Below are 20,949 nucleotides of genomic sequence, written 5' to 3'. Positions count from 1 at the left end.
CCTCCACCCTGTCACGCGATCAGCGAGCAGTGAGCCTTTCCAGCGCATCCGCGAGCGAAAGTGCATCGCGATCACCCGTGCGGCGATCCCACAGCTCGACCTGGCCATCAGCCGCGCCGCGTCCGACGACGAGCACCAGCGGGATTCCGACGAGCTCGGCATCGCCGAACTTCACACCGGGAGAGACCTTAGGACGGTCGTCGTAGAGCACATCGAGACCAGCGGCCTCCAGGTCAGCGGCGGCCTTCTCTGCAACGTCGAAAGCGATCTGATCGCGTCCAGCGGCGACGACGTGGACGTCGAAGGGCGAGACGGATGCTGGCCAGATAAGGCCCTTCTCGTCGTTGTTGAGCTCGGCGATGATCGCGAGGATTCGGGTCACACCGATGCCATAGGAACCCATGGTCACGGTGACGAGCTTGCCGTTCTCGTTGAGCACCTTCAGCCCGAGGGCTTCGGCGTACTTGCGTCCGAGCTGGAACACGTGACCGATCTCCATACCGCGCGCAAGCGATACGGGTCCAGATCCGTCTGGTGCGGGGTCGCCGTCTCGAACGTTCGCGATCTCGATGATTCCATCGGCCTCGAAGTCACGGCCGGCGATCACACCGTGCGCGTGCTTCTGGTCGATGTTCGCGCCGGTGATCCAGCGGGTGCCCTCAGAGACACGCGGGTCCACGAGGTAACGAATTCCGGTGGCCGACTCCTCGCCGAGCACTGCCCCGGTCGGTGACCACGGTCCGATGTATCCCTTGACCAGCAGCGGGTTCTTCTCGAAGTCGTCCTCTGTGGCGGTGGCGACCTCTGCGGGCGCGAAAGCGACCTCGGCGCGCTTCTCGTCGACCTCGCGGTCGCCTGGGATTCCGACGATCACGAGCTCACGAGTGCCGTCGAGGTGCGTCAGCGCGAGAACGACGTTCTTCAAAGTGTCCGCAGCGGTGTACTCCCCCTCGAGCACCGCATTCGAGTGCGCTACGAGCGTCTCGATCGTGGGCGTGTTCGGGGAGTCGAAGATCGTCGCCTGGGGCGCGTCGTCGAAGCCGATGGCGTCGGGGATAGCAGTCGTGAACGCTTCGACGTTCGCCGCATAGCCGCCGTCAGTGCGAACAAAGGTGTCTTCGCCGACCGGTGTCGGGTGCAGGAACTCCTCTGAGCGCGAACCGCCCATGGCACCAGCATCCGCCTGCACGATCGCGTACTCGAGTCCGAGACGCTGGAAAATGCGCTCATACGCATCACGCTGCGCCATGTAGCTCGTGTCGAGCCCCTCGTCGGAGGAATCGAAGGAGTACGCGTCCTTCATCGTGAACTCGCGGCCGCGGAGCAGACCTGCGCGCGGACGCGCCTCGTCACGATACTTGTCCTGGATCTGGTAGATCGTCAGCGGAAGGTCCTTGTACGAGGAGTACAGGTCCTTCACCAGCAGGGTGAATGCCTCTTCGTGCGTAGGCGCGAGAAGGTAGTCACCGCCCTTGCGATCCTGCAACCGGAACAGCAGGTCCCCGTACTCGTCCCAGCGGCCAGTGGCCTGATAGGGCGCACGAGGCATGAGAGCGGGGAAGTGCACTTCCTGTGCACCCGCTGCCGCCATCTCTTCGCGAACGACCGCCTCGATCTTCGCCTTGACCTTGAGCCCGAGCGGGAGCCAGGCGAAGATGCCCGCCGCCTGCGGTCGGATGTACCCGGCGCGGATCAGCAGCTTGTGACTGGCGACCTCGGCACCTGCCGGGTCTTCACGGAGCGTACGAAGGAAGAAGTTCGAAAGACGAGTGACCACGGGTCAAGTCTACTGACGCGTGACGTGTCAGTTCAGCGCCCGCGTTCCCTCGGGAATCACTCCGTCTGCGTAGAGGCTCGTCGCCACGTCCTGAAGAGCCGTCAATGCGACCCGCTGCGTGGTGGGGCCGTACGAGATGCGTGCGACGCCGAGTGCCTCGTACTCGGCAGCCGTCAGCGCACCCGGGAGCCCGATGACGCTGATCTTGCGCTGGCCGATGCCCTCGACGAGCTGGCGGGTGACGTCAGCGCTCAGGATGCCAGGGATGAACACGCATGTCGCTCCGACATCGAGGAACGCGCGGCCTCGTTCGATCGCATCCGCAATGCTCTCTTCTACGGGGCGACCATTCGCGCGTACGAACGCGTCGGTGCGGGCGTTCAGTGCGAAGGGCACGCCCTCTGCCTCACCCGCCTTCACGATCGATTCCATGACGGCGACGGATTCTGCGAGCGGCTTCAGGCGGTCTTCGACGTTCGCCCCGACGATGCTGGCAGCGATCGCGAGACGCGTCGTCTCGCCCGCGTCGTCATATCCATCATCGAGGTCGGCACTGACGGGAAGCTCAGTGGATGCTGCGATGCGCCCGACCATGTCGATCATGAGCTCGCGAGGGATCTGACCGTCCGGGTAGCCGAAGGTCGCGGCGATCGAGTGCCCGGCGGTAGCGAGAGCGGTGGTCTGATCAAGGGCTGCGATCGCTTTCGCTGAGACGACATCCCAGACGTTGACGACGCGGAGGATCTCTGGGGCCTCGTAGAGCGAACGGAGCTTCTGTGCCTTCTGTGCAGCGGTCATGATTTCACGCTACCTCTCTGTGAGTGGTTGTGGGCGATGAGGTCAGTCTGTTACTTCGAAAATGCCGTGGGCGCCGCGTTCGGCATCGATCATGATGTGGGAGACGAACGGATAGTGACCGGCTTCGGGGAACGCCAGCTCGACGAAGCCGCCCTGTGCCGGCTGCAGTGCGAGCGCCTGTGATCCTGTGTCGACTGCACGCTCGATGAGATAGCGACCCTCCGACCACACGGTGTCGAACTGGCCGCCGACGACGTGGAAGCTGGACGCCCGGTTCGGGCCGACATCGAGCATCCAGATGCGCACTCGCTCGCCTGTCGTCGCGGGAAGGGGCGCATGGTCGTACTGATTCGAATATCCGTTGAAGACGACGAGGTCCGGTTCTTCTGCGGCGAGCGCATCGACATCCACTTCACCGCCGTCCGCGCCGAGGTAGTACTCGCTCTGGATGAGCACGTAGCTGCGATCGACGGCCGGGAGGTCGTCGGGCTCGATCACGACAGCGCCGAACATTCCATTGGCGATGTGGGCGGTCATGGGCATGGTCGAGCAGTGGTACATCCAGATGCCGGAGCGAGTCGCCGTGAAGGTGTAGGTGAGGCTCTCCCCCGGCGCGATCGTGCGCATGGGTTCGTCAGGAGCGAGCGCACCCGCGTGGAAGTCGATGGAGTGTCCCATCGTCGCATCGTTGACGAGGGTCACCTCGAACGTGTCGCCCACTCGTCCGTGGAGCGTCGGACCGGGGGCTGTGCCGTTATAGGTCCAGAGCGTCTGCTCCACTCCTGGAGCGACCTCGGTGACGGTGTCTTCTACCGTGAGCGTGATCTCGTGCGTGGTCGGGCCGTCTGCTGCCGGAAGCGGTGGAAGCACCGCTTCGTAGGGCGAGAAGTCTGGACCGGGCTCTGCGCCCATATCCATCCCCATGTCCATGCTGGCATCACCGGATGCATCCGCACTCTCATGATCGTGGGCTGCGTCGTCGCCGGTGGCGCCGTCTGGCCCGCCGACGCTGACGATCGTGAGCGTCATCCCCATCTGGCGATGTCCGATGATCGAGCACCAGCCGTCGACGTCCTCGGTGATCACACCGACGTCGATGCGCTCGGAGTCACCGGGAGACAGGCGCGTCCCCCCTGTGCCGTTGGCGAAGACGAGGTCGTGGACGAGTTCATCGTCGGTGTTCGTCAGTTCGACCACAAGCCGTGTGCCGACCGGAACCTCGATGACATTCGGGGTGAAGCGCATGTCGGCTGCTTCGACCTGGACGACCTGCACCGGAGCATCCGGATCGCCTCCCGCCTGCGCGCCCCACCCGAGCCCGATCGGATCGATCACCGCGCACACGGCGACAGTGAGGAGCACCGCGAGCAGCCCGGCAACCGCCTGTCCTGCGCGGTGTCCGGCGGGGCTTTCTCCCTCGGGCACGATGGGGCCGCGCCTTGCCTCACCCAGCGTCTGGCCTTCGGCCTTGGCTCGGCGCTGTGCGCGCATCGCGACGAACATGATGACCAGGAAGGAACCCATGGCCACCAGATAGAGCATGGATGCCGCGACTCGCATCAGACTCGACACCGGAAGTGCGCACACGACGAGTGCGGCGTTCGCAGTAGCGATCCGCAGCACGCCGAGGCGGTCGAAGGCCGCGGTTCCGACTCGCACCGGGGTGGGCCCGCCGCCGAGCACCACCGGGATGAGGTAGCTGAGTGCTCCAGGGAGCACCTGAGCGGCGAAACCTGCGACGAGGTACGGCACGGTCTGGTCGAACAGAGGCGCAATGCCCGCGATGCCGCCGCCCTCGATGCTCACGACGATCGTTCCCACGATGAGGACGGCGATGCAGCCCGCCCACCACAGCAGGGCCATTCCCACGGACAGCGCGGCAAAGCTCTTCGGCGGCGCCTGCCGTGCGGCATGCCACAGCGAGATTCCGATGAGGAGGAGCCCGGCGAAGTAGGCGGCAAGTCCCGCAGCCAGCACCGGCAGCCATTGGGCGACGGCTCCCCCCGCAGCGATCAGCACACCGGCCGCGAGCAGCGGAAGCGCGCGTGCGGCTCCCAGCGGTGCGCGTTCGTCGGCGCGCGTGCGGAGGATCGTCGGCCACAGACTGACGACGGTGCCGGCCACGACGATCCCGATCCACCCGAGCACGTTCAGCAGCGCGTGCGCCAGGACGAGGTTCGACGGCGCACCTCCACGTGCGAGCCAGCCTCCGAGCCCCGCACCGACAACGAGCATTGCGGCGGCCACGATGTAGAACCGGATGGTGCGCCCGAACCGGCCGGGCATGCTCTTCTTCGCCCGGATGTGCAGGCTCACCCCATGCCAGCTCACCGCGATGATGAGCAGCGCCGCACCCGCGATGGACAGTGGCCAGATACCCAGGGGCACGCCGAGGAAGACGAGAGCCGCACCGCCATTGGAGAGCAGAAGACGGATGCTCTGCCTACGGCGGTCCCGCACCGTCGCAGCGCTGCGCAGCAGTGCGTAGGAGAAGTACTGGCTCCACACCATGATCGCGTGCGTGATCGCCCCCAGAAGGAGCAGGTGGATCATCAGCCACCGCGGCTCTGGCAATGCTCGATGCGCGATCACGGCGATGACGGTCAGGATCAGCCAGATCGCGGTGGGAAGGTCGCGCGCCGCCCAGAATCCGCGCCCTGGGGCCTTCTCGGCATCTGCGCGTGGCGCAGTGGACATTCTCATCGGTGCGTCTCTCTCGTTCGGGTCCCGCGAATGGTGCTGAAAAGCGCAGTGAGCACGAACAGCATGAGGGCGATCACGCCCATCACGCCGCCGATCTTCCAGCCGGCGGGAATGCCCCATGCGTCCCCGACGAAGATGCGCACGATCAGCGCCGCATGCAGCAGCGCCGCCGGTATCCAGAATGCCCGACGATACGGCAGCGAGATGCCCAGGACGGCCGGGAGAATCGTTGTCGCGTGCGCCATGATCATCGAGAACGTGTAGCCCAGGAAGACCGCATGGACGACGGCGTCATACTGCGGCTGCGTGTCGGGGCTTCCGAGCAGCAGCACCACTCCGGCGAGCGCAAGCCAGACGTACCCCGCGAGGATGCAGGCCGCCATGTACCGCGTGACACCCGTCGATCGCACTGTGCGGCGCGCAACGTCATGAGTGACCAGCCACGCTGTCAAGGAGATGAGCACGAGCCCGAGCAACACCGCACCGGCGTCGGGCAGCACGATCCCGGCCACCAGGGCTGCGACCATCGCCCAGGCGTGCACGAGCAGCCAGAGGCCTGCCCGCGGGCCCATCGTGATGCGGGCGAGCTCCACCCGTTCTGCGGCGATCGTGAGCACGACGAAACCGATGATCCACGGCAACACGAAAGTCATGCTCTCGGGTACCAGCCAGAGGATCGCACCGACCAGTGCGAGGCCTGCGCCCAGCAGCTGTGTCAGCAGTGCGGCGTCGTACTGCCGGCGCCACAGCGGGATGTACAGGACGACGAACGCCGCAGCCCCCGCGATGAGGACGGACTTCGCGACGATCAGAGGAACAGCCGGTACCACCAGAAGGAGTCCGCCGAGGCCGAGGAACATCGGGGCCGCATACCCATACCAACGTCGAAGCGCCGTGGCGCGCTCGAGTGAGATCAGCGTGCCGACGAATCCCAGCACGAGCAGCATGCCGTGCACCTCTGGGAGCCTGCTGCCGTTGATCGGCGCAGGAAGCCCGAGCAGGAGAAGGCCCGCATCAAGCCCTGCCAGCAGAGCGACGCCCGCCGGCAGCATCCAGATCAACCGGAACGAAGGCCGGCGCCGCTGCGCCAGGGCGCTCACGCGGAAGCTCGCAGATGCAGCGCACAGGCGCCATCCAACGCGAACGGGACGAGCGTGCTCTGCAGATCGGATGCGCTCGCGCGAGCAATTCCTTCGATCATCCCCTCGTGCACCGCACAGACCACCTGAGCGTTGCGGGATGCTGCCGCCAGAAGCGGGCAGGCCCGAAGCCGCACGGTGTCTCCGCCGTCGTCTGGCGCGAACCCCTGCTCGCGCATGATCTCGATGATCACGCCCCTGGTGTCGCCTGCGTCTTCGCCGCCTTGCCGCTCCGCGATGAGCTGTCTGCCCCAAGACTGGCCAGCACGCCGTGCGGGTACCGAAGGTTCTGCAGAGACCTCGCCGAGCGCGGATGCCAGCGTCGCCGCAAGACCGGCGTACGCGCCGAGTTGTGCAGGAGGCACCGTCCGCCACCGCCACGCCGGACGTCCGCGGCCGGGCGCCCTGTCGCGTTCGCGCCTGATATGGCCGTCCGCTCGCAGACGCTCCAGGTGTCCGCGCACCGTGTTCTCGTGGAGACCCGTGGCTTCGACGAGCTGCGAAGTCGTCGCCTCAGGGTGTGCCTCGACCTCGCGAAGCAGCCGCTCTCTGGTCGATGAGTGCGCCCGTCCTTCGGCGGTGCGCCGAGGTTCGTCGTGATGCTTTTCCACGGGATTGATTATAGTTAAATATCCAGCAGTCAGCCATCAACGGGAGCAACCATGGGCCACATCGAGATTCAGCGTTCGAGAGAAGAAGCCGTCGACCAGAACCCCACCGCGGGATGCACCTGCGGGGAGGCGGATGAAGAGCTTCCCGAACTCGACGTGCAGACCATCCCCCATGCGATCCGGCATGCGTCGATCTTCGGCGCGATCGAGTCGCTGAAGCCGGGCTCGGCCCTGATCATCTCTGCCACGCACGACCCGGTACCGCTGCTCACGCAGCTGCAGACACGTCACGGCGACGCGTACCACACGAGGCACCTGGACCAGGGGCCCGAGCGCTGGCGCATCCTGATCCGCAAGACGGCCTGATCCGGCGCTCCCCGCACGAAATCACTCGGTTGCGACCACCGTCAGCGTCATCCCCAGCTCGCGGTGGTTCGAGATCGAGCACCAGCCATCGAGCTCCTCGGTGATGACACCGACATCGATCTTCTCGGATGCGCCGGGCGCGAGGTGCGTGCCCGCTGCGCCGTTGTCGAAGACGAGGTCGTGCATCATCGAGGGATCGGTGTTCTTCAGCTCGATCACCAGACGCGTGCCTGCTGGAACCTCGATGACATCCGGCGTGAAGCGCATGTTCGCGGCGTCGACCTGAACGGTCTGCACCGGAGCATCCGCATCACCCGCTGGTGACGCCGCGCAGCCGGCCAATGCCAGCATCATCACGAGAAGCAGTGCGAGCTTTCTCATCCGGTCCTCCGCTCTCCGCGCGGCCTGTGCCGCAGCATCCACGGTAGCCGTGATTAGGCTGAGGACATGCCTCAGCGTCGCGCCCATGTCGCCTCATCCGCCGCTCAGAGCGAGCTTGCAACCGCGCTTGCCGCGTTGCGCGCCGCCTTGGATGTGCCGGTGGAGTTCTCGCCTGCCGCCGAGGCAGAGGCCGCCGCCGCGTCACCGCCCGCACCCGGGCTCGATCTGCGCGATGTGCCGTTCGCCACGCTCGACCCTCAGGGCTCCCAGGACCTCGATCAGGCCTTCCACCTGACGAAGAGCGATTCGGGGTATGTCGTTCGCTATGCGATCGCTGACGTGCCTGCGTTTGTCACACCGGGCGGCGCCGTCGATGCGGCGGCCCGTGAACGCGGTCAGACGCTCTATGCGGCGGACGGGCGCATTCCGCTGCATCCGCCGGTCCTCAGCGAGGGCCACGCTTCGCTGCTTCCCGATGTGGATCGTCCCGCCCTGGTCTGGACATTCGATCTCACCTCCGACGGGACCGTTGCGAAGTTTCGTCTGGAACGAGCGCTGATCCGCTCCCGCACTCAGCTCGACTACATAACGACCCAGCAGACGCTCGATCGCGGCGATGAATCCCCTGCGTCGCTCCTGCGTGAGATCGGCGAACTGCGCATCGTCAAGGAGCAGGAGCGCGGAGGCGCGAGCTTGAACATGCCCGACGAAGAGGTCATCCAGAATGAAGACGGCACCTACTCGATCATCCGGGGAACTCCGCTGCCGGTCGAGGAATGGAACGCTCAGCTCTCGCTGATGACGGGGATGGCTGCTGCCGAGCTCATGATCGGCGCGAAGGTCGGCATTCTGCGCACCATGCCCGCACCAGACGAGGCGGCCTTCGACACGTTCCGCCATCAGACCGAAGCGCTCGGCAGGCCGTGGAAGACCGGCGAGTACGGCGAGTATCTCCGGAGCCTCGACCGCGAGGATCCGTTGACGCTTCCGGTGCTGGAGGCTGCGGCATCGCTGTTCCGCGGAGCGGGTTACGTCGCCTTCGATGGCTCGGTGCCCGAAGACATCGAACAGGCGGCGATCGCGGCCCCCTATGCGCACGCGACCGCTCCCCTGCGCCGACTCGTCGACCGCTGGTCTCTGGCCATCTGCCTTGCGATCTCCGAAGGCTCGGAGGTGCCGGCATGGGCACGCGAGTCGCTGAGCGAACTGCCCGCCCTCATGCAGTCCTCATCGCAGCGCGCCTCTCGCCTGAACGCCGACACGGTCAACCGGGTTGAAGCAGCCCTGCTCACCCCGCTCGTGGGCTCGCGCATCGACGCCACCGTGATCGAACTGCGCGGCGATGAAGGCACCCGTGCAGAGATTCAGATCGCAGATCCTGCCGTCACGGCATCCGCGCCCGTCCCCGCAGGCGCGAAGCCAGGCGACACGGTCTCTGTGACGCTGGTGCGCGCCGATATCGCCAAGGGCGAGGTCGAGTTCGAGCTGTGAGTTGATGTGAGCTGCTCGGCCGAGGAGAGCTACGCCTCGCTGCGCACGTAACGGAGCAAGAGCTCGCGCTCTCCCTTCAGGACCGCAGCGACGTCCATATCGGTGGGAGCCGCCTGCGCCGAGTGGGAGATGCGGCGGGCATTCCCTGCCTCCAGTGACGACGCGAGGGTGAGACACATCTCGTCGACTGCTCCGGCCGCAGTGAACGACCCGAACAGGCCCGGACCGCCTTCGGAGTGCACCCGCAGCAGGCCGCGTGAGACCAGGTCCGCGCGCACTGCGTTCGGATCGAGCGCTTCGACCCCGGTATCGACGACGTCTGCGACCGCGGCGAGCGCCTCTCGCCGATCCAGGGGTGCCGTGCCGACTGTGTAGATGATCGGCCGACGGGGCGCATCGGTGAACACCGCCGAATCAGGGTCGAGATCGAGGCTCCCCGAAACGAGGGCGAACACCGGATGCTCCGGCATCCCGCGCACGAGGCGCCACGCGACTGCGTCATCCTGGAGCCGCATCGCACCGTACTCTTCGGCGCGGACGGTGCCTGCGCCGACGAGAATGACGTCGGCTTGGCGGCGCAGCAGCTCGAACACCCGACGATCAGCGTCCCCGCCGAGCCCGCCCGAACGCCCATCCCGAGTGGCTGCGCCATCGATGCTCGAAACGAAGTTCATCCGGAGCCACGCACCAGGGGGGAACTCGTAGGTCGCAAGGATCGTGTCGTCGTCGATCTGTGCGGCCGGGTGGGGCCAGAGTCTGTCGATTGCCGCGTTCATACGTTCCCCGTCGGGTGCATGTTGTGTTCGAGACGCGCAGGCGTGCGCATCCCGAGAATGCTCTCCACCATACGCACCGCATCGACGGCAGGCTCCACGTCGTGCATCCGCACGATGCGAGCTCCGCGCTCGATGCACAGAACCATGGCGGCAAGAGAACCCGCGAGCCGGCGTCCTTGCTCGCGATCGATCGACTCTCCGATGAAGTCCTTGTTCGACACCGCCGCGAGCACTGGTAGTCCCATCGTCGCGAGCTCACCGAATCGACGGGTCAGCTCGAGCGAGTGCAGGGTGTTCTTGTCGAGGTCGTGCCCTGGATCGATGATGATCCGGTCGCGCGGCACACCGGCCGCCTCCGCCACGGAGACCCGCTCCTGAAGAAAAGCCTGCACCTCCCCCACAACATCATCGAAATGCGCGGCCGGCTTCTCGATCCGGGGCGGACCGACGCTGTGCGTGATGACGATCTGCGCGTCACTCGCGGAGACGACCCCTGCCATCTCCGGATCCCCGAGTCCACTCGTGTCATTGATGACGGCGGCCCCGGCCTCGATGGCAGCACGTGCGACCGCCGCCCGGTTCGTGTCGACCGAGACGACCACGTCGCTCGCCTGCACGATCGCTTCGATGACCGGTGCGATGCGGTCGATCTCCTCGCCGACGGAGACCGGCGCCCCGCGGCCGAAGGGGACCCCGCCGATATCGACCCAGTCCGCCCCGTGTCGCGCGGCCGCCAATGCGGCTTCGACCGCGCGGTCCAGCGCGAAAGTGGCGCCGTGATCATAGAACGAATCGGGGGTGCGGTTGATGACGGCCATGACGGCAACCTGGGTATCGAAGTCGAACATGCGGCGACCGATCTTCCGAGGCGCGCCTAGGAGTAATTCAGAGCTGAGCATACGCGACCTCCGAGTCGGCGAGCTTGTCGGGGTCGACGACGGTGTGACCGGCGATGAGCGGCTTGATCTCGTCGATGACGTCCCACACGTTCACGTTCATGGCCGCCAGGATACGGTGTTCTCCGTCGAGCCAGAAGGCGACGAATTCTCGGTCCGCCAGGCTTCCACGGATCACGACCTGCTCGTAGGCGCCCGGGGCGGCATTCCCGATGTACTCGCAGCCCAGGTCGTACTGGTCGCTGTAGAAGTAGGGCAGCTCGGTGTACTGGACGTCCTCTCCCAGCAGAGCGGCTGCCGCCGCTGCGGGCTGGTTGAGGGCGGTGGCCCAGTGCTCGACGCGCACACGCTGGCCGAGAACCGGATGCTGATGATTGGCGATGTCGCCGACGGCGAAGACGTCTGGGTCACTGCTTCGCAGCGAAGCATCCACGAGCACACCGTTGTCGACGACGATGCCGGCATCCGCGGCGATTCCCACCACCGGGGTGACGCCGATGCCGATCACGATCGCATCTGCCGGCACGACCTCACCGCCCTCGAGCCGAACGCCGGTGGCATGCCCGTCCTGCGTCGTGATGGCTTCGACCTTGACGTCCGTGCGCAGGTCCACCCCGTGCGAAGTGTGCAGATCCGCGAAGACCTGAGCGACCTCCTCCCCGAGCACCCGAAGCAGCGGGAGGGCGCCGCCCTCGAGGATGGTCACCGTCGTTCCCGCTGCGCGGGCCGCTGCCGCGACCTCGAGCCCGATCCACCCGCCACCGATGATGACGAGCTTCTTGTCTGCACCGAAAGCCGCGTGGATGGCGTCTGATTCTTCGACGGTGCGAAGGTAGTGGATACCGTCAGCATCCGCCCCTTCGATCGGGAGGTGGCGTGTCACCGACCCCGTCGCGAGGACGAGCTTGTCGTACGGAAGCTGCGATCCGTCATCGAGGGTGACGCTGTGCGCTGCTGTATCGAGCGATACGGCGGTCGCACCTTCGCGCACGACGATGTCGTTGTCGCGGTACCAATCCGCGGGGTGCACGAGGGAGGCGTCGAAAGAGGCCTTGCCTGCCAGGTAGTCCTTGGACAGGGCCGGTCGCTCGTACGGCAGATGCATCTCCGCGGCGACCAGGGTGACGGTGCCCGTGTAGTCCTTCGCACGGAGTGCCTCTGCGGTCTTGGCCGCTGCGAGCCCTCCGCCGACCACGACGACGTTGTTGACGGTGTTCATCAGTGCTCCTGTTCTGAAATGCGGATCGGTGTTCTATGCGCGACGATCTGCGAGCGAGAGGAACTCCGCTCGGGATTCCGGATCCTCACGCAGCTGGCCGAGAAGAGTCGAGGTTCGCGTGCTCGCACCGGTGGCGTGCGCTCCGCGCAGGGTCATGCAGGAATGCTCTGCTTCGATGACGACGCCCACGCCCTGCGGGCTGAGGTGATCTTGCAGCCACTGGGCGATCTGCTTCGTGAGTCGCTCCTGTGTCTGCGGGCGGCAGGCGAAGTGCTCGGCGACGCGTGCGAGCTTCGACAGCCCGACGATGCGCTCGCCAGGAAGATAGCCGATGGTGGCGCGACCGGTGAAGGGCAGCAGATGGTGCTCGCAGATCGATCGCACGGGAATCTCGCGCACGATGACCATCTCGTCGTAGCCCTCGTCATTCGGGAAGGTCGTCAGATCGAATTCGCGCGGCGCGAGCAGCTCAGCCCACGCCCGAGCCATCCGCTGCGGCGTCGCGGCAAGATGTTCGGAGTCCAGCGACATGCCGAGCGCCCGCAGGAAGTCCCCTGCTGCGAGCTCTGCGCGAGCGAGATCCGGCTTGCTCATCGTGCTGCTGACATGGAGAGGCGCGATTTCACGGGTGAGAACCGATTCAGACATTTCCGCCACCGATCTAAAAACTAGTTGATTTATTTTTAGAGTGACACCAGAATGAGGTTTCGTCAAGGTAATCTGATTTTAGAAGGGACACCGCGGATGAACTCGACTGACTACCAGAGAGATCTGGAAGATCTCGCGCTGCTCTCCGATGACGTCCGCCAGCGCCTCTACGACTTCATCACGCAGCACGGCGACAGTGTGACGCGTGAAGAGGTTGCCGCCGCAATCGGCATCACGCGCAGTCTCGCCGCCTACCATCTCGACAAACTCGCCTCCGTCGGCTTGCTCGATGTGACTTTCGCTCGTCCCGATGGGCGCACCGGACCCGGATCGGGACGGCCGGCCAAACGCTACGCGCGAGGGCGCCGCGAGATCGCCGTGAACGTTCCGCCACGCAACTACAGCCTGCTCGCGAAGCTGCTGGCCACTGCCGCCGACGCGGCCCCGTCAAGCGAGTTCCGGGACGCCCTCGAGAGCGCATCCACGCAGGAGGGCATCGCCCTGGGTGCGCAGACCGGTGACATCACTGCGGCACTGAGCAGCGCCGGGTTCGAACCGGTGACCGCTGAAAACGACGACATCGTCTTGTGCAACTGCCCGTTCCACAGCGTCGTCCAGGAGCACAGCGAGCTCGCCTGCAATCTCAATCGTGCTTTCGTCCGGGGTGCGCTCGAAGGGGCCCACGCCGATCCGGACCGCGCGGAACTCTCACCTGCCGCCGGTCGTTGCTGCGTCGTCATTCACCCGAATCCACACCCGTGAGTGCGCACAGGTTCGCCGTCGTCCCGGCGGCATATGTCTACCTGCGTCGCGGCGACGACGTTCTGCTGCAACGTCGCCAGAACACCGGATACATGGACGGCACGTGGGCTGCCGCGGCCGCGGGCCATGTCGAGCTCGGAGAGACCGCGGCGGCGGCCGGAGCACGCGAAGCCGCAGAAGAACTGGACATCACGATTCCCCAAGCAGCGCTCACGCCCCTCACCGTGATGCAGCGCACTGACGGAACTGCGGCCGCGATCGAGCAGCGCGTGGACTGGTTCTTCACCGCATCATCGTGGAGTGGCACCCCGCGCATCATGGAGCCGGGCAAGTGTGCCGAGATCGCATGGTTCCCGCTGCGCGGGCTTCCCGACGCGATGCCTGCGTACGAGCGCGTCGTGCTGGATGCTTTCGCCGAGAGCACTCTGCAGCCATTGACCAACTACGGTTTCTGAGGCCTCACCGCGTCAGCTGCGCGTGGTCAGGCCTCAGCGCCGACGACGCTCGTCGTCATCACGAGAGTCTGCGGATCGGTCAACTCGAGCGTGACCGCAATCGAGGCGAATTCCGCCAGCGACGAGACGTGCGTGCCGCCGCAGAGCATCACGGCGTCACCGTCCGGAAGCGAGCACCGCCACCGGCGCCGATCGATGATCATCGGACCATCCACCTCAATGATGCTCGCGGAGTTCGCCGCTGTCCACACCGCCAGCTGTGCATTGATACGCGCCTCGCGCTCGGCGAGGGTGACTGTGAAAGCCTCCGTATCGAACCCGGCTTTGCGCAGACTCTTGCCAAGGCGGTACTCGTCGACAGCACCGTCTTCGTGGATGCGGCTGGACTGGTTCGCCCGACCCTCGAAGTCAGGATTGCCCAGCGCATCAGCACCAGCATCTTTGCGCCACAGGTCCGCGACGGCAAGATCCAACGCCAGCGATGCCAGATGGCACGCGCTGTGCCCACGGCTGAGCGCATGGCGGCGAGATCCATCGACCTCGAGGTCCACAGTGACGCCTGCGGTGAGCCATTCTGGCGCTTCCGCAGCTTCGACCCGGTGCCCGACGAGCCACGTCCATCCTTCGACGCCTCGTTTGACGGGGATGTCCGCACCGACGGCGAAGACACCGTCATCGCCGACAGCGGCCATGACAGCCTCGGTCACCCGGACCGCATCGTCACCGAGACGGATCGTTCCGGCATCCCCCGGCTGATCCGGCCAGGTGTGGTCGACAGGGTGGAACGAGGTGGCATCCACGACGACGACCGCACCGCCGTCATCTGCATGAACGCGCGATACAACGCCCTGTCCTCGAGTCTCACCGGCAGGGAACGTGACGACGGTCGCGGACATCAGGCGGTGATGACCTGTGCGGTGCCGAGCTGCGCGTCCGGTCCCATCTCAGCGGCGATCCGGTTCGCTTCCTCGATGAGGGTGGCGACGATATCTGCCTCGGGAACGGTCTTGATGACCTCGCCCTTGACGAAGATCTGGCCCTTGCCGTTTCCGGATGCCACACCGAGGTCCGCCTCGCGAGCCTCGCCGGGTCCGTTCACGACGCAGCCCATCACCGCGACGCGCAGAGGAACCGTGAGATCCTTCAGCCCCTCGGTGACGTCATCGGCAAGCGTGTACACGTCGACCTGTGCGCGGCCGCACGACGGGCACGACACGATTTCGAGCTTGCGCTCACGGAGGTTGAGCGACTGGAGGATCTGGTGACCGACCTTGACCTCTTCGGCCGGCGGCGCAGACAGCGAGACGCGAATGGTGTCTCCGATGCCCTCTGACAGCAGGATCCCGAAGGCCGTGGCTGACTTGATGGTGCCCTGGAAAGCGGGCCCCGCCTCGGTCACACCGAGGTGCAGCGGCCAGTCGCCTCGCTCGGCGAGCTGGCGGTAGGCCTTGACCATGACAATCGGGTCGTTGTGCTTGACCGAGATCTTGAAGTCGTGGAAGTCGTGCTCTTCGAACAGCGACGCTTCCCAGACCGCGCTCTCGACGAGCGCCTCGGCCGTGGCCTTGCCGTGCTTCTGCAGGATGCGCTTGTCAAGGGATCCTGCGTTGACCCCGATGCGCAGTGAGACGCCAGCGGCCTTTGCTGCAGCCGCGATCTTGCCGACGTTTCCGTCGAACTCGCGGATGTTGCCCGGGTTCACGCGCACAGCGCCGCATCCCGCATCAATGGCGGTGTAGATGTAGCGAGGCTGGAAGTGGATGTCGGCGATCACCGGAATCTGGCTCTTCATCGCGATGATCTTCAGAGCATCGGCGTCGTCCTGGTGAGGCACGGCGACACGAACGATCTCGCAGCCCGATGCCGTCAGCTCGGCGATCTGCTGCAGAGTCGCATTGATGTCCGTGGTCTTGGTGGTGGTCATCGACTGGACGCTCACGGGGGCGTTACCGCCGACAAGAACCTTGCCGACCCGGATCTGACGGGTCTTGCGACGAGGACTCAGAACTTCGGGGACGCGGGGCATCCCAAGATTGACTGCAGGCACACCTCCAGATTACGCGGCTCTGATCAACGACGGCTGGAAGTGGCACAGGCGGCACGTCGCACTGTGATAGTTTCAGCGCATGCGCACAACCTCGTGGTGGCCCGTCTTCTAGGCGGTGCATTCGCGATCCACGAATTCAGACCGCCTCCGGGGCGGTCTTTTCGTATGCCCGAGCCGGAGCATTTGCACAGGAGACATCGATGACGGATACCGCCGCCCTGCTCGCCACTCTGGCACAGGATGCTGACGCATCATTCGTGCTGATCGCACGCGACGGCACTGCCAGCGTCGAACTGCTCACCGGCCCGATCCAGGACGTCGATCTGCTCGCCGATATCCCGCTCACGGTCGACGGCTCCGCTCAGGAAGTATTCGCGATGGTGCCGTACCGCCAGGTGCGCGAGCGCGGGTTCGAAGCCACCGACGACGGCGCGCCGCTGCGCTGCCTCGTAGTCGAAGAGCATCGCCACCTGGCACTCGATGACGTCATCGCAGCGCTTCCTGCTGACCCGGTGCCCCTCGAAGGCGCCGGCTTCGACATCAGTGACGAAGACTATGCCCAGATCGTCACGCGAGTCATCTCCGACGAGATCGGACGCGGCGAAGGCGCCAACTTCGTCATCCGTCGCGACTACACCGCTACTGTCGACGCGGACGAGCGTCTGACCGCCCTGACCTGGTTCCGGGCTCTGCTCGAGCACGAACGCGGCGCCTACTGGACCTTCGCCGTCGTCACCCCCGGGCACATCGCGGTCGGCGCCAGCCCCGAGGCGCACGTCGTGGCACGTGATGGCATCGTCACGATGAATCCGATCTCTGGCACCTTCCGTCACCCGGCAGGCGGGGCCACGAAAGAGACGCTGGTGGAGTTCCTCTCCTCCACGAAAGAGACCGAAGAGCTCTTCATGGTCGTCGACGAGGAGCTCAAGATGATGAGCGCGGTCTGCTCGGACGGCGGTCGCATCACCGGCCCGCATCTGAAGCAGATGTCTCGCCTCACTCACACCGAGTACATGCTGCGTGGCCGCAGTCGCCTTGATCCGCGCGACATCCTCCGCGAGACGATGTTCGCTCCCACCGTCACCGGGTCGCCCATGCAGAACGCCTGCTCGGTCATCCGTCGCCACGAGACGAAGCCACGTGGCTACTACTCTGGTGTCGCCGCGCTGTTCACCCCGAACGAAGACGGCGGTCACGACCTCGATGCGCCGATTCTGATCCGCGCTGTGTACCTCGAGAACGGCCAGCTGCGCGTGCCGGTCGGCGCGACCCTCGTGCGTCACTCCGATCCCTACGGCGAGGTGGGCGAGACCCACGGCAAGGCCGCGGGAGTGCTCGGCGCCATCGGCGCCATCGAGCGAGATACCGCATCTGCACCGCCGGTCGATGCCGCAGATCCTGACCAACCGGCGACGCCGACGAACCTCGCCGATGATGTCGAGGTCGCAGAGCTCCTCGCATCGCGCAATTCGCGTCTGGCAGAGTTCTGGCTCAACCCTCAGGACGACGGATCGAGCGGGCCGTTCGCCGGTCGCACCGCACTCGTCGTCGACGCAGAGGACCGCTTCACGACGATGCTCGCCCACCAGCTGCACCACCTCGGTCTCGAGGTGAAAATCATGCCGTGGCACGCAGCTACGGACGCAGACGTCGATGCCGCAGCGTTGCTTGTGGCGGGCCCTGGCCCCGGCGACCCGCGCGACGGCGAATCACCGCGCATTGCACGCATGCGTGAGATCGTCGCACGCCGACTCGACCGCCGCGAGCCTCTACTGGCGGTATGCCTGAGCCATCAGATCCTCGCGGATTCGCTCGGTATCGATCTGGCTCCGCTGAGCAGCCCGCACCAGGGTCTGCAGAAGAGCGTTCCGGTCTTCGGCGAGAACGCCTCGATCGGCTTCTACAACACCTTCACCGCCCGGGTCTCCCCTGGAACGGTGACGGTGGGCGCGGGTGAGGTCTCGGCGGACCCGATCACCGGTGATGTCTACGCCTTGCGCGGCGAGCGATTCGCGAGCGTGCAGGGACACCTCGAGTCGATCCTCTCGCGCGACGGCATCCGCACTCTCGAGCGTCTAACCGCACACGCGCTCGCGTAGCACGCGGTCGCTCGCGCGGAGCGCGCCTACTGAAGCAGATCGATCGGGTTCACCACGTCCGCGATCATCAGCAGCGCGCCCATCGCGATGAGCAGCACGGCGACGACGATGGTCAGCGGGACCAGCCTGGTCGCATCCACGGGCGGCGGAGGCGGGCGGCGGAACAGCTTCGCCCACGCACGACGGATGCCGTCCCACAGCGCGACCACGACATGACCGCCGTCCAGCGGAAGCAGCGGGATGAGGTTGAACACGAACAGCGCGATGTTCAATGATCCGAGCAGGCTCAGCAAGAAGATGAAGCGGTTCAGGATCGGAGCATCCGTCGCCGCCACCTCGCCGGCGAGGCGCCCGACGCCGACAACGCTGAGCGGGCCATTCGGATCCCGCTCGCTGCCGGTCACGACTGAGGCGCCGATGTTCCACAGCTTCACCGGGAGCTGCACGATCAGCTCCGCGACCCGCACGACGTTGTCACCGGCCATGACAGCACCCGTGCCGATCGGCTGCGGCACGAACCCCATCTGGGCCCTCATGCCGACGTAACCCACTTCAGCGATGATCTGCTCTCCGTCCGCATCGAGCTTCGGCTGACCACCGGCATCGGTCAGCGCGCGCTCGGCAGCGATCGGGGTGATCGAGAGGTGCACGTTCTCGCCGTCACGCGAGACGACCATGTCGAGTGCGTCTCCAGGAGAGGCCTGCACGATCGCCGTGGCGGCAGCGAAATCCGAAACGGAGATCCCATCGACCGATACAAGAACATCGCCGGGCAGGACCCCTGCTTCAGCGGCGGGTGAGGCGCGGTCACCGGGCTCGCATTCGGTCTGCGTCGTCCCAGCGGGCAGGACGCACTCCGTGACACCGGCGATCGTCGTCGTCCCCTGCTGCAGACCGATGCCGGATGCCAGCACGGTGAAGATCACCACCGCAAGGATGAGATTCATCACGGGACCGCCGAGCATGACGATGACGCGATTCCAGACGGGAAGGCGGTAGAACACACGGCCCTCGGCGCCCTCAGCGATCGTCTCATCATTCGCCGAGCGGGCGTCCTGGACGAGCGATGCGAAGAGTCCTCGCACTGGCTTGCCATCGGATGCGGGATACATCCCCGACATCGAGATGAAGCCACCGACCGGCAGTGCTTTGATGCCGTATTCGGTCTCACCGATCCGCTTGGACCACACGCGCGGCCCGAAACCGATCATGTACTGTCCTACGCGCACGCCGAACAGCTTCGCGGGCACGAGGTGCCCGATCTCATGCAGCCCGATCGAGAGGCCGAGCCCGATCAGCATGAAGACGATGCCGATGACGTAGAGGAGGATTTCCACGCCCCAACGCTACTGCGCACGGACTAGGAATCTGCCGCATAAACTGAGGCGGTGACTTCCCGGCAGCTCCGACTGGTTCGCGGCGCCGCTGCGTCATCGGTCGCGACTATCCTCGCCGCGGTCTCACACACCATCGGCGGCGGAACAGCACCTCACCCGCTCCTGATCGTGGCGCTGGGCGTCTTCGTCACCCCGATCGCCGCGCTGCTGGTCGGAAGCCGTCCGAGCCTTGTTCGCCTCAGCGCGACCGTGCTGCTCTCGCAGACGGTCTTCCACACGCTCTTCGTCGCGCTGAACGCAACCGCCACCCCCACGATCGCGGGCGCAGGCCACAACCACGTGCTCGCACTCGGGCCCCCCACAGACACCGTCGCCGCGGATGCCGGGATGCTCGGCGCGCACATCATCGCCGCTGTCTTCACGATCGCCCTGCTGTGGCGCGGCGAGAGCCTTCTGCGCGCCATCGCTCGATGGATGCGCAGCGCACTGCGCGCACGCGTGCCTCATCTGCAGACCACCTGGCCGGTGCCCGCATCCATCGCGGTCACCGCTCGCACGATCATCCAGGCCATCCGAGTCGGAGACCTCTCCCGACGCGGTCCACCGGTCTTCTCCCGCGGCTGAACTGCCGCACACGTATCGATCATTCCCGCGGCTGCGCGTCTCGTCGGCGTGCCCGCATGCAGAACACTCTGCAATACGTTCCAGGAGAAGAACATGCGCAAAACACATCGTGGCGCCCTCATCGCCGCTCTCGCCGCAGGCCTCGTGCTCGCAGCCCCCGCCGCCGCACAAGCGCACGTCGGGGTCAGTCCGGACTCCATAGCGCCAGAAGGCTCTGCGGTCCTCTCGTTCTCGTTCACCCACGGATGCGAGAACTCGCCCACCACATCCCTGCGCATCACCATGCCGGACGGGCTCGCCTCGGTCTCCCCCACAGCAGACTCACTGTGGGACATCGCCGTCGAACGAGCAGACAACGGCCTCGTCTCTGCGGTGACCTACACCGCGGCAGCGCCCGTTGCGCATGATCTGCGAGGAGCGGTGACGATGGCCGTTCGACTCGGCGAGGAGGCTCCAGACACTCTCGTGTTCCCCGTCGAGCAGAACTGCGAAACAGGGACGAACGAGTGGGTCCAGATCGCAGAGGACGGCGAGGATCCGCACGATCTCGAGGCGCCTGCACCGGTCGTGACCGTCGGTACCTCTGCGATCGGGGGGTCGGATGCCGGGCACGCCGGGCACGCCGAGCACGGGGCGAGCACCGGTGATGCCAGTGCGCCCGACGCATCCGGTCCGCTGCCCGCGATCGGAACGGCTCTCGGTTCAGCAGGCCTCGCCGCCGGGATCATCGCGCTCGTGATCGCGATCCGCACCGCGCGACGCGGACGAAGCGAAAGCACGAACTGATCGCTCGGGGTGCGCCGGACGGCTGCCCGGCGCA

20 protein-coding genes are annotated in these 20,949 nt (G+C 65.9%); 7 read left to right on the top strand and 13 right to left on the bottom strand.

Annotated elements, in window-relative coordinates; genetic code table 11:
• Window positions 1-19 precede the first annotated feature (19 nt).
• Genes ACN0RC_RS02370 through ACN0RC_RS02350 form a run of 5 tightly spaced genes read right to left on the bottom strand, consistent with a single transcriptional unit; the run spans window position 20 to window position 7,028 of the window.
• Window positions 20-1,777, bottom strand: a complete 1,758-nt coding sequence (locus tag ACN0RC_RS02370; protein ID WP_417508447.1) for a proline--tRNA ligase — start codon at window positions 1,775-1,777, stop codon at window positions 20-22.
• 27 nt (window positions 1,778-1,804) lie between these two features.
• A complete protein-coding gene (locus ACN0RC_RS02365; protein WP_417508446.1) occupies window positions 1,805-2,575 on the bottom strand; it encodes an isocitrate lyase/PEP mutase family protein in 771 nt (256 codons plus the stop codon).
• A gap of 42 nt (window positions 2,576-2,617) precedes the next feature.
• Entirely contained in the window at window positions 2,618-5,278 is a 2,661-nt protein-coding gene (locus ACN0RC_RS02360; protein WP_417508445.1) for a multicopper oxidase domain-containing protein, read from the bottom strand.
• Window positions 5,275-6,378, bottom strand: a complete 1,104-nt coding sequence (locus ACN0RC_RS02355) for a hypothetical protein (protein WP_417508444.1) — start codon at window positions 6,376-6,378, stop codon at window positions 5,275-5,277. Before ACN0RC_RS02355 ends, ACN0RC_RS02360 begins: the two co-directional genes overlap by 4 nt.
• Window positions 6,375-7,028, bottom strand: a complete 654-nt coding sequence (locus tag ACN0RC_RS02350; protein WP_417508443.1) for a helix-turn-helix transcriptional regulator — start codon at window positions 7,026-7,028, stop codon at window positions 6,375-6,377. Before ACN0RC_RS02350 ends, ACN0RC_RS02355 begins: the two co-directional genes overlap by 4 nt.
• Window positions 7,029-7,079: 51 nt before the next feature.
• Between ACN0RC_RS02350 and ACN0RC_RS02345 the strand changes: the two genes are divergently transcribed.
• The gene (locus ACN0RC_RS02345; protein WP_417508442.1) at window positions 7,080-7,394 is read left to right on the top strand and encodes a DUF2249 domain-containing protein; all 315 of its coding nucleotides are present in this window, start codon (window positions 7,080-7,082) and stop codon (window positions 7,392-7,394) included.
• Window positions 7,395-7,415: 21 nt separating this feature from the next.
• Here ACN0RC_RS02345 and ACN0RC_RS02340 read toward each other — a convergent pair whose 3' ends face one another.
• Window positions 7,416-7,775 (bottom strand): cupredoxin domain-containing protein, encoded by a 360-nt coding sequence (locus ACN0RC_RS02340; protein ID WP_417508441.1) that lies wholly within the window; start codon window positions 7,773-7,775, stop codon window positions 7,416-7,418.
• Window positions 7,776-7,841: 66 nt separating this feature from the next.
• Between ACN0RC_RS02340 and ACN0RC_RS02335 the strand changes: the two genes are divergently transcribed.
• Complete coding sequence (locus tag ACN0RC_RS02335; protein WP_417508440.1) at window positions 7,842-9,266, top strand: RNB domain-containing ribonuclease; 1,425 nt, start codon at window positions 7,842-7,844, stop codon at window positions 9,264-9,266.
• Window positions 9,267-9,295: 29 nt separating this feature from the next.
• Here the strand turns inward: ACN0RC_RS02335 and ACN0RC_RS02330 are convergent, their stop codons facing one another.
• The 4 genes from ACN0RC_RS02330 to folE are packed head-to-tail and all read right to left on the bottom strand — an operon-like array spanning window position 9,296 to window position 12,751.
• Window positions 9,296-10,042 carry a pyrimidine reductase family protein gene (locus ACN0RC_RS02330; protein ID WP_417508439.1) on the bottom strand — a complete coding sequence of 249 codons (747 nt, stop codon included), beginning with the start codon at window positions 10,040-10,042 and terminating at the stop codon, window positions 9,296-9,298.
• Window positions 10,039-10,890 (bottom strand): dihydropteroate synthase, encoded by an 852-nt coding sequence (gene folP / locus ACN0RC_RS02325; RefSeq protein WP_417508438.1) that lies wholly within the window; start codon window positions 10,888-10,890, stop codon window positions 10,039-10,041. The genes ACN0RC_RS02330 and folP overlap by 4 nt, the downstream gene beginning before the upstream one ends.
• 37 nt (window positions 10,891-10,927) lie before the next feature.
• Entirely contained in the window at window positions 10,928-12,157 is a 1,230-nt protein-coding gene (locus tag ACN0RC_RS02320) for an NAD(P)/FAD-dependent oxidoreductase (RefSeq protein ID WP_417508437.1), read from the bottom strand.
• A 33-nt stretch (window positions 12,158-12,190) separates the two neighbouring features.
• Complete coding sequence (folE, locus tag ACN0RC_RS02315; RefSeq protein WP_417508436.1) at window positions 12,191-12,751, bottom strand: GTP cyclohydrolase I FolE; 561 nt, start codon at window positions 12,749-12,751, stop codon at window positions 12,191-12,193.
• Window positions 12,752-12,901: 150 nt separating this feature from the next.
• Between folE and ACN0RC_RS02310 the strand changes: the two genes are divergently transcribed.
• Window positions 12,902-13,567, top strand: coding sequence for a helix-turn-helix transcriptional regulator (locus ACN0RC_RS02310; RefSeq protein ID WP_417508435.1), 666 nt, complete (start codon window positions 12,902-12,904; stop codon window positions 13,565-13,567).
• Window positions 13,564-14,022, top strand: a complete 459-nt coding sequence (locus tag ACN0RC_RS02305; RefSeq protein WP_417508434.1) for an NUDIX domain-containing protein — start codon at window positions 13,564-13,566, stop codon at window positions 14,020-14,022. The genes ACN0RC_RS02310 and ACN0RC_RS02305 overlap by 4 nt, the downstream gene beginning before the upstream one ends.
• A 26-nt stretch (window positions 14,023-14,048) precedes the next feature.
• On the opposite strand, the gene ACN0RC_RS02300 is transcribed toward ACN0RC_RS02305, so the two are convergent.
• Together ACN0RC_RS02300 and ispG are read right to left on the bottom strand one after the other, a co-directional pair.
• On the bottom strand, window positions 14,049-14,918 hold the full coding sequence (locus ACN0RC_RS02300) for a hypothetical protein (RefSeq protein WP_417508433.1): 870 nt from the start codon (window positions 14,916-14,918) through the stop codon (window positions 14,049-14,051).
• Complete coding sequence (ispG, locus tag ACN0RC_RS02295) at window positions 14,918-16,069, bottom strand: flavodoxin-dependent (E)-4-hydroxy-3-methylbut-2-enyl-diphosphate synthase (RefSeq protein WP_417508432.1); 1,152 nt, start codon at window positions 16,067-16,069, stop codon at window positions 14,918-14,920. Before ispG ends, ACN0RC_RS02300 begins: the two co-directional genes overlap by 1 nt.
• Window positions 16,070-16,269: 200 nt before the next feature.
• Here ispG and ACN0RC_RS02290 point away from each other — a divergent pair, with 200 nt between their 5' ends.
• A complete protein-coding gene (locus ACN0RC_RS02290) occupies window positions 16,270-18,168 on the top strand; it encodes an anthranilate synthase family protein (RefSeq protein WP_417508431.1) in 1,899 nt (632 codons plus the stop codon).
• Between the two features lie 26 nt (window positions 18,169-18,194).
• Here the strand turns inward: ACN0RC_RS02290 and ACN0RC_RS02285 are convergent, their stop codons facing one another.
• Window positions 18,195-19,505 carry a M50 family metallopeptidase gene (locus ACN0RC_RS02285; RefSeq protein WP_417508430.1) on the bottom strand — a complete coding sequence of 437 codons (1,311 nt, stop codon included), beginning with the start codon at window positions 19,503-19,505 and terminating at the stop codon, window positions 18,195-18,197.
• Between the two features lie 51 nt (window positions 19,506-19,556).
• Here ACN0RC_RS02285 and ACN0RC_RS02280 point away from each other — a divergent pair, with 51 nt between their 5' ends.
• Together ACN0RC_RS02280 and ACN0RC_RS02275 are read left to right on the top strand one after the other, a co-directional pair.
• A complete protein-coding gene (locus tag ACN0RC_RS02280) occupies window positions 19,557-20,129 on the top strand; it encodes a hypothetical protein (protein ID WP_417508429.1) in 573 nt (190 codons plus the stop codon).
• 93 nt (window positions 20,130-20,222) lie between these two features.
• Window positions 20,223-20,915, top strand: coding sequence for a YcnI family protein (locus ACN0RC_RS02275; protein WP_417508428.1), 693 nt, complete (start codon window positions 20,223-20,225; stop codon window positions 20,913-20,915).
• Window positions 20,916-20,949: the final 34 nt, after the last annotated feature.

The organism is Microbacterium sp. (assembly GCF_048259935.1).
In the GTDB taxonomy this organism is placed as follows: domain Bacteria; phylum Actinomycetota; class Actinomycetes; order Actinomycetales; family Microbacteriaceae; genus Microbacterium.
Note: the sequence above shows the minus strand (reverse complement) of the source record. Positions and strands in the feature narration are given on the sequence as shown.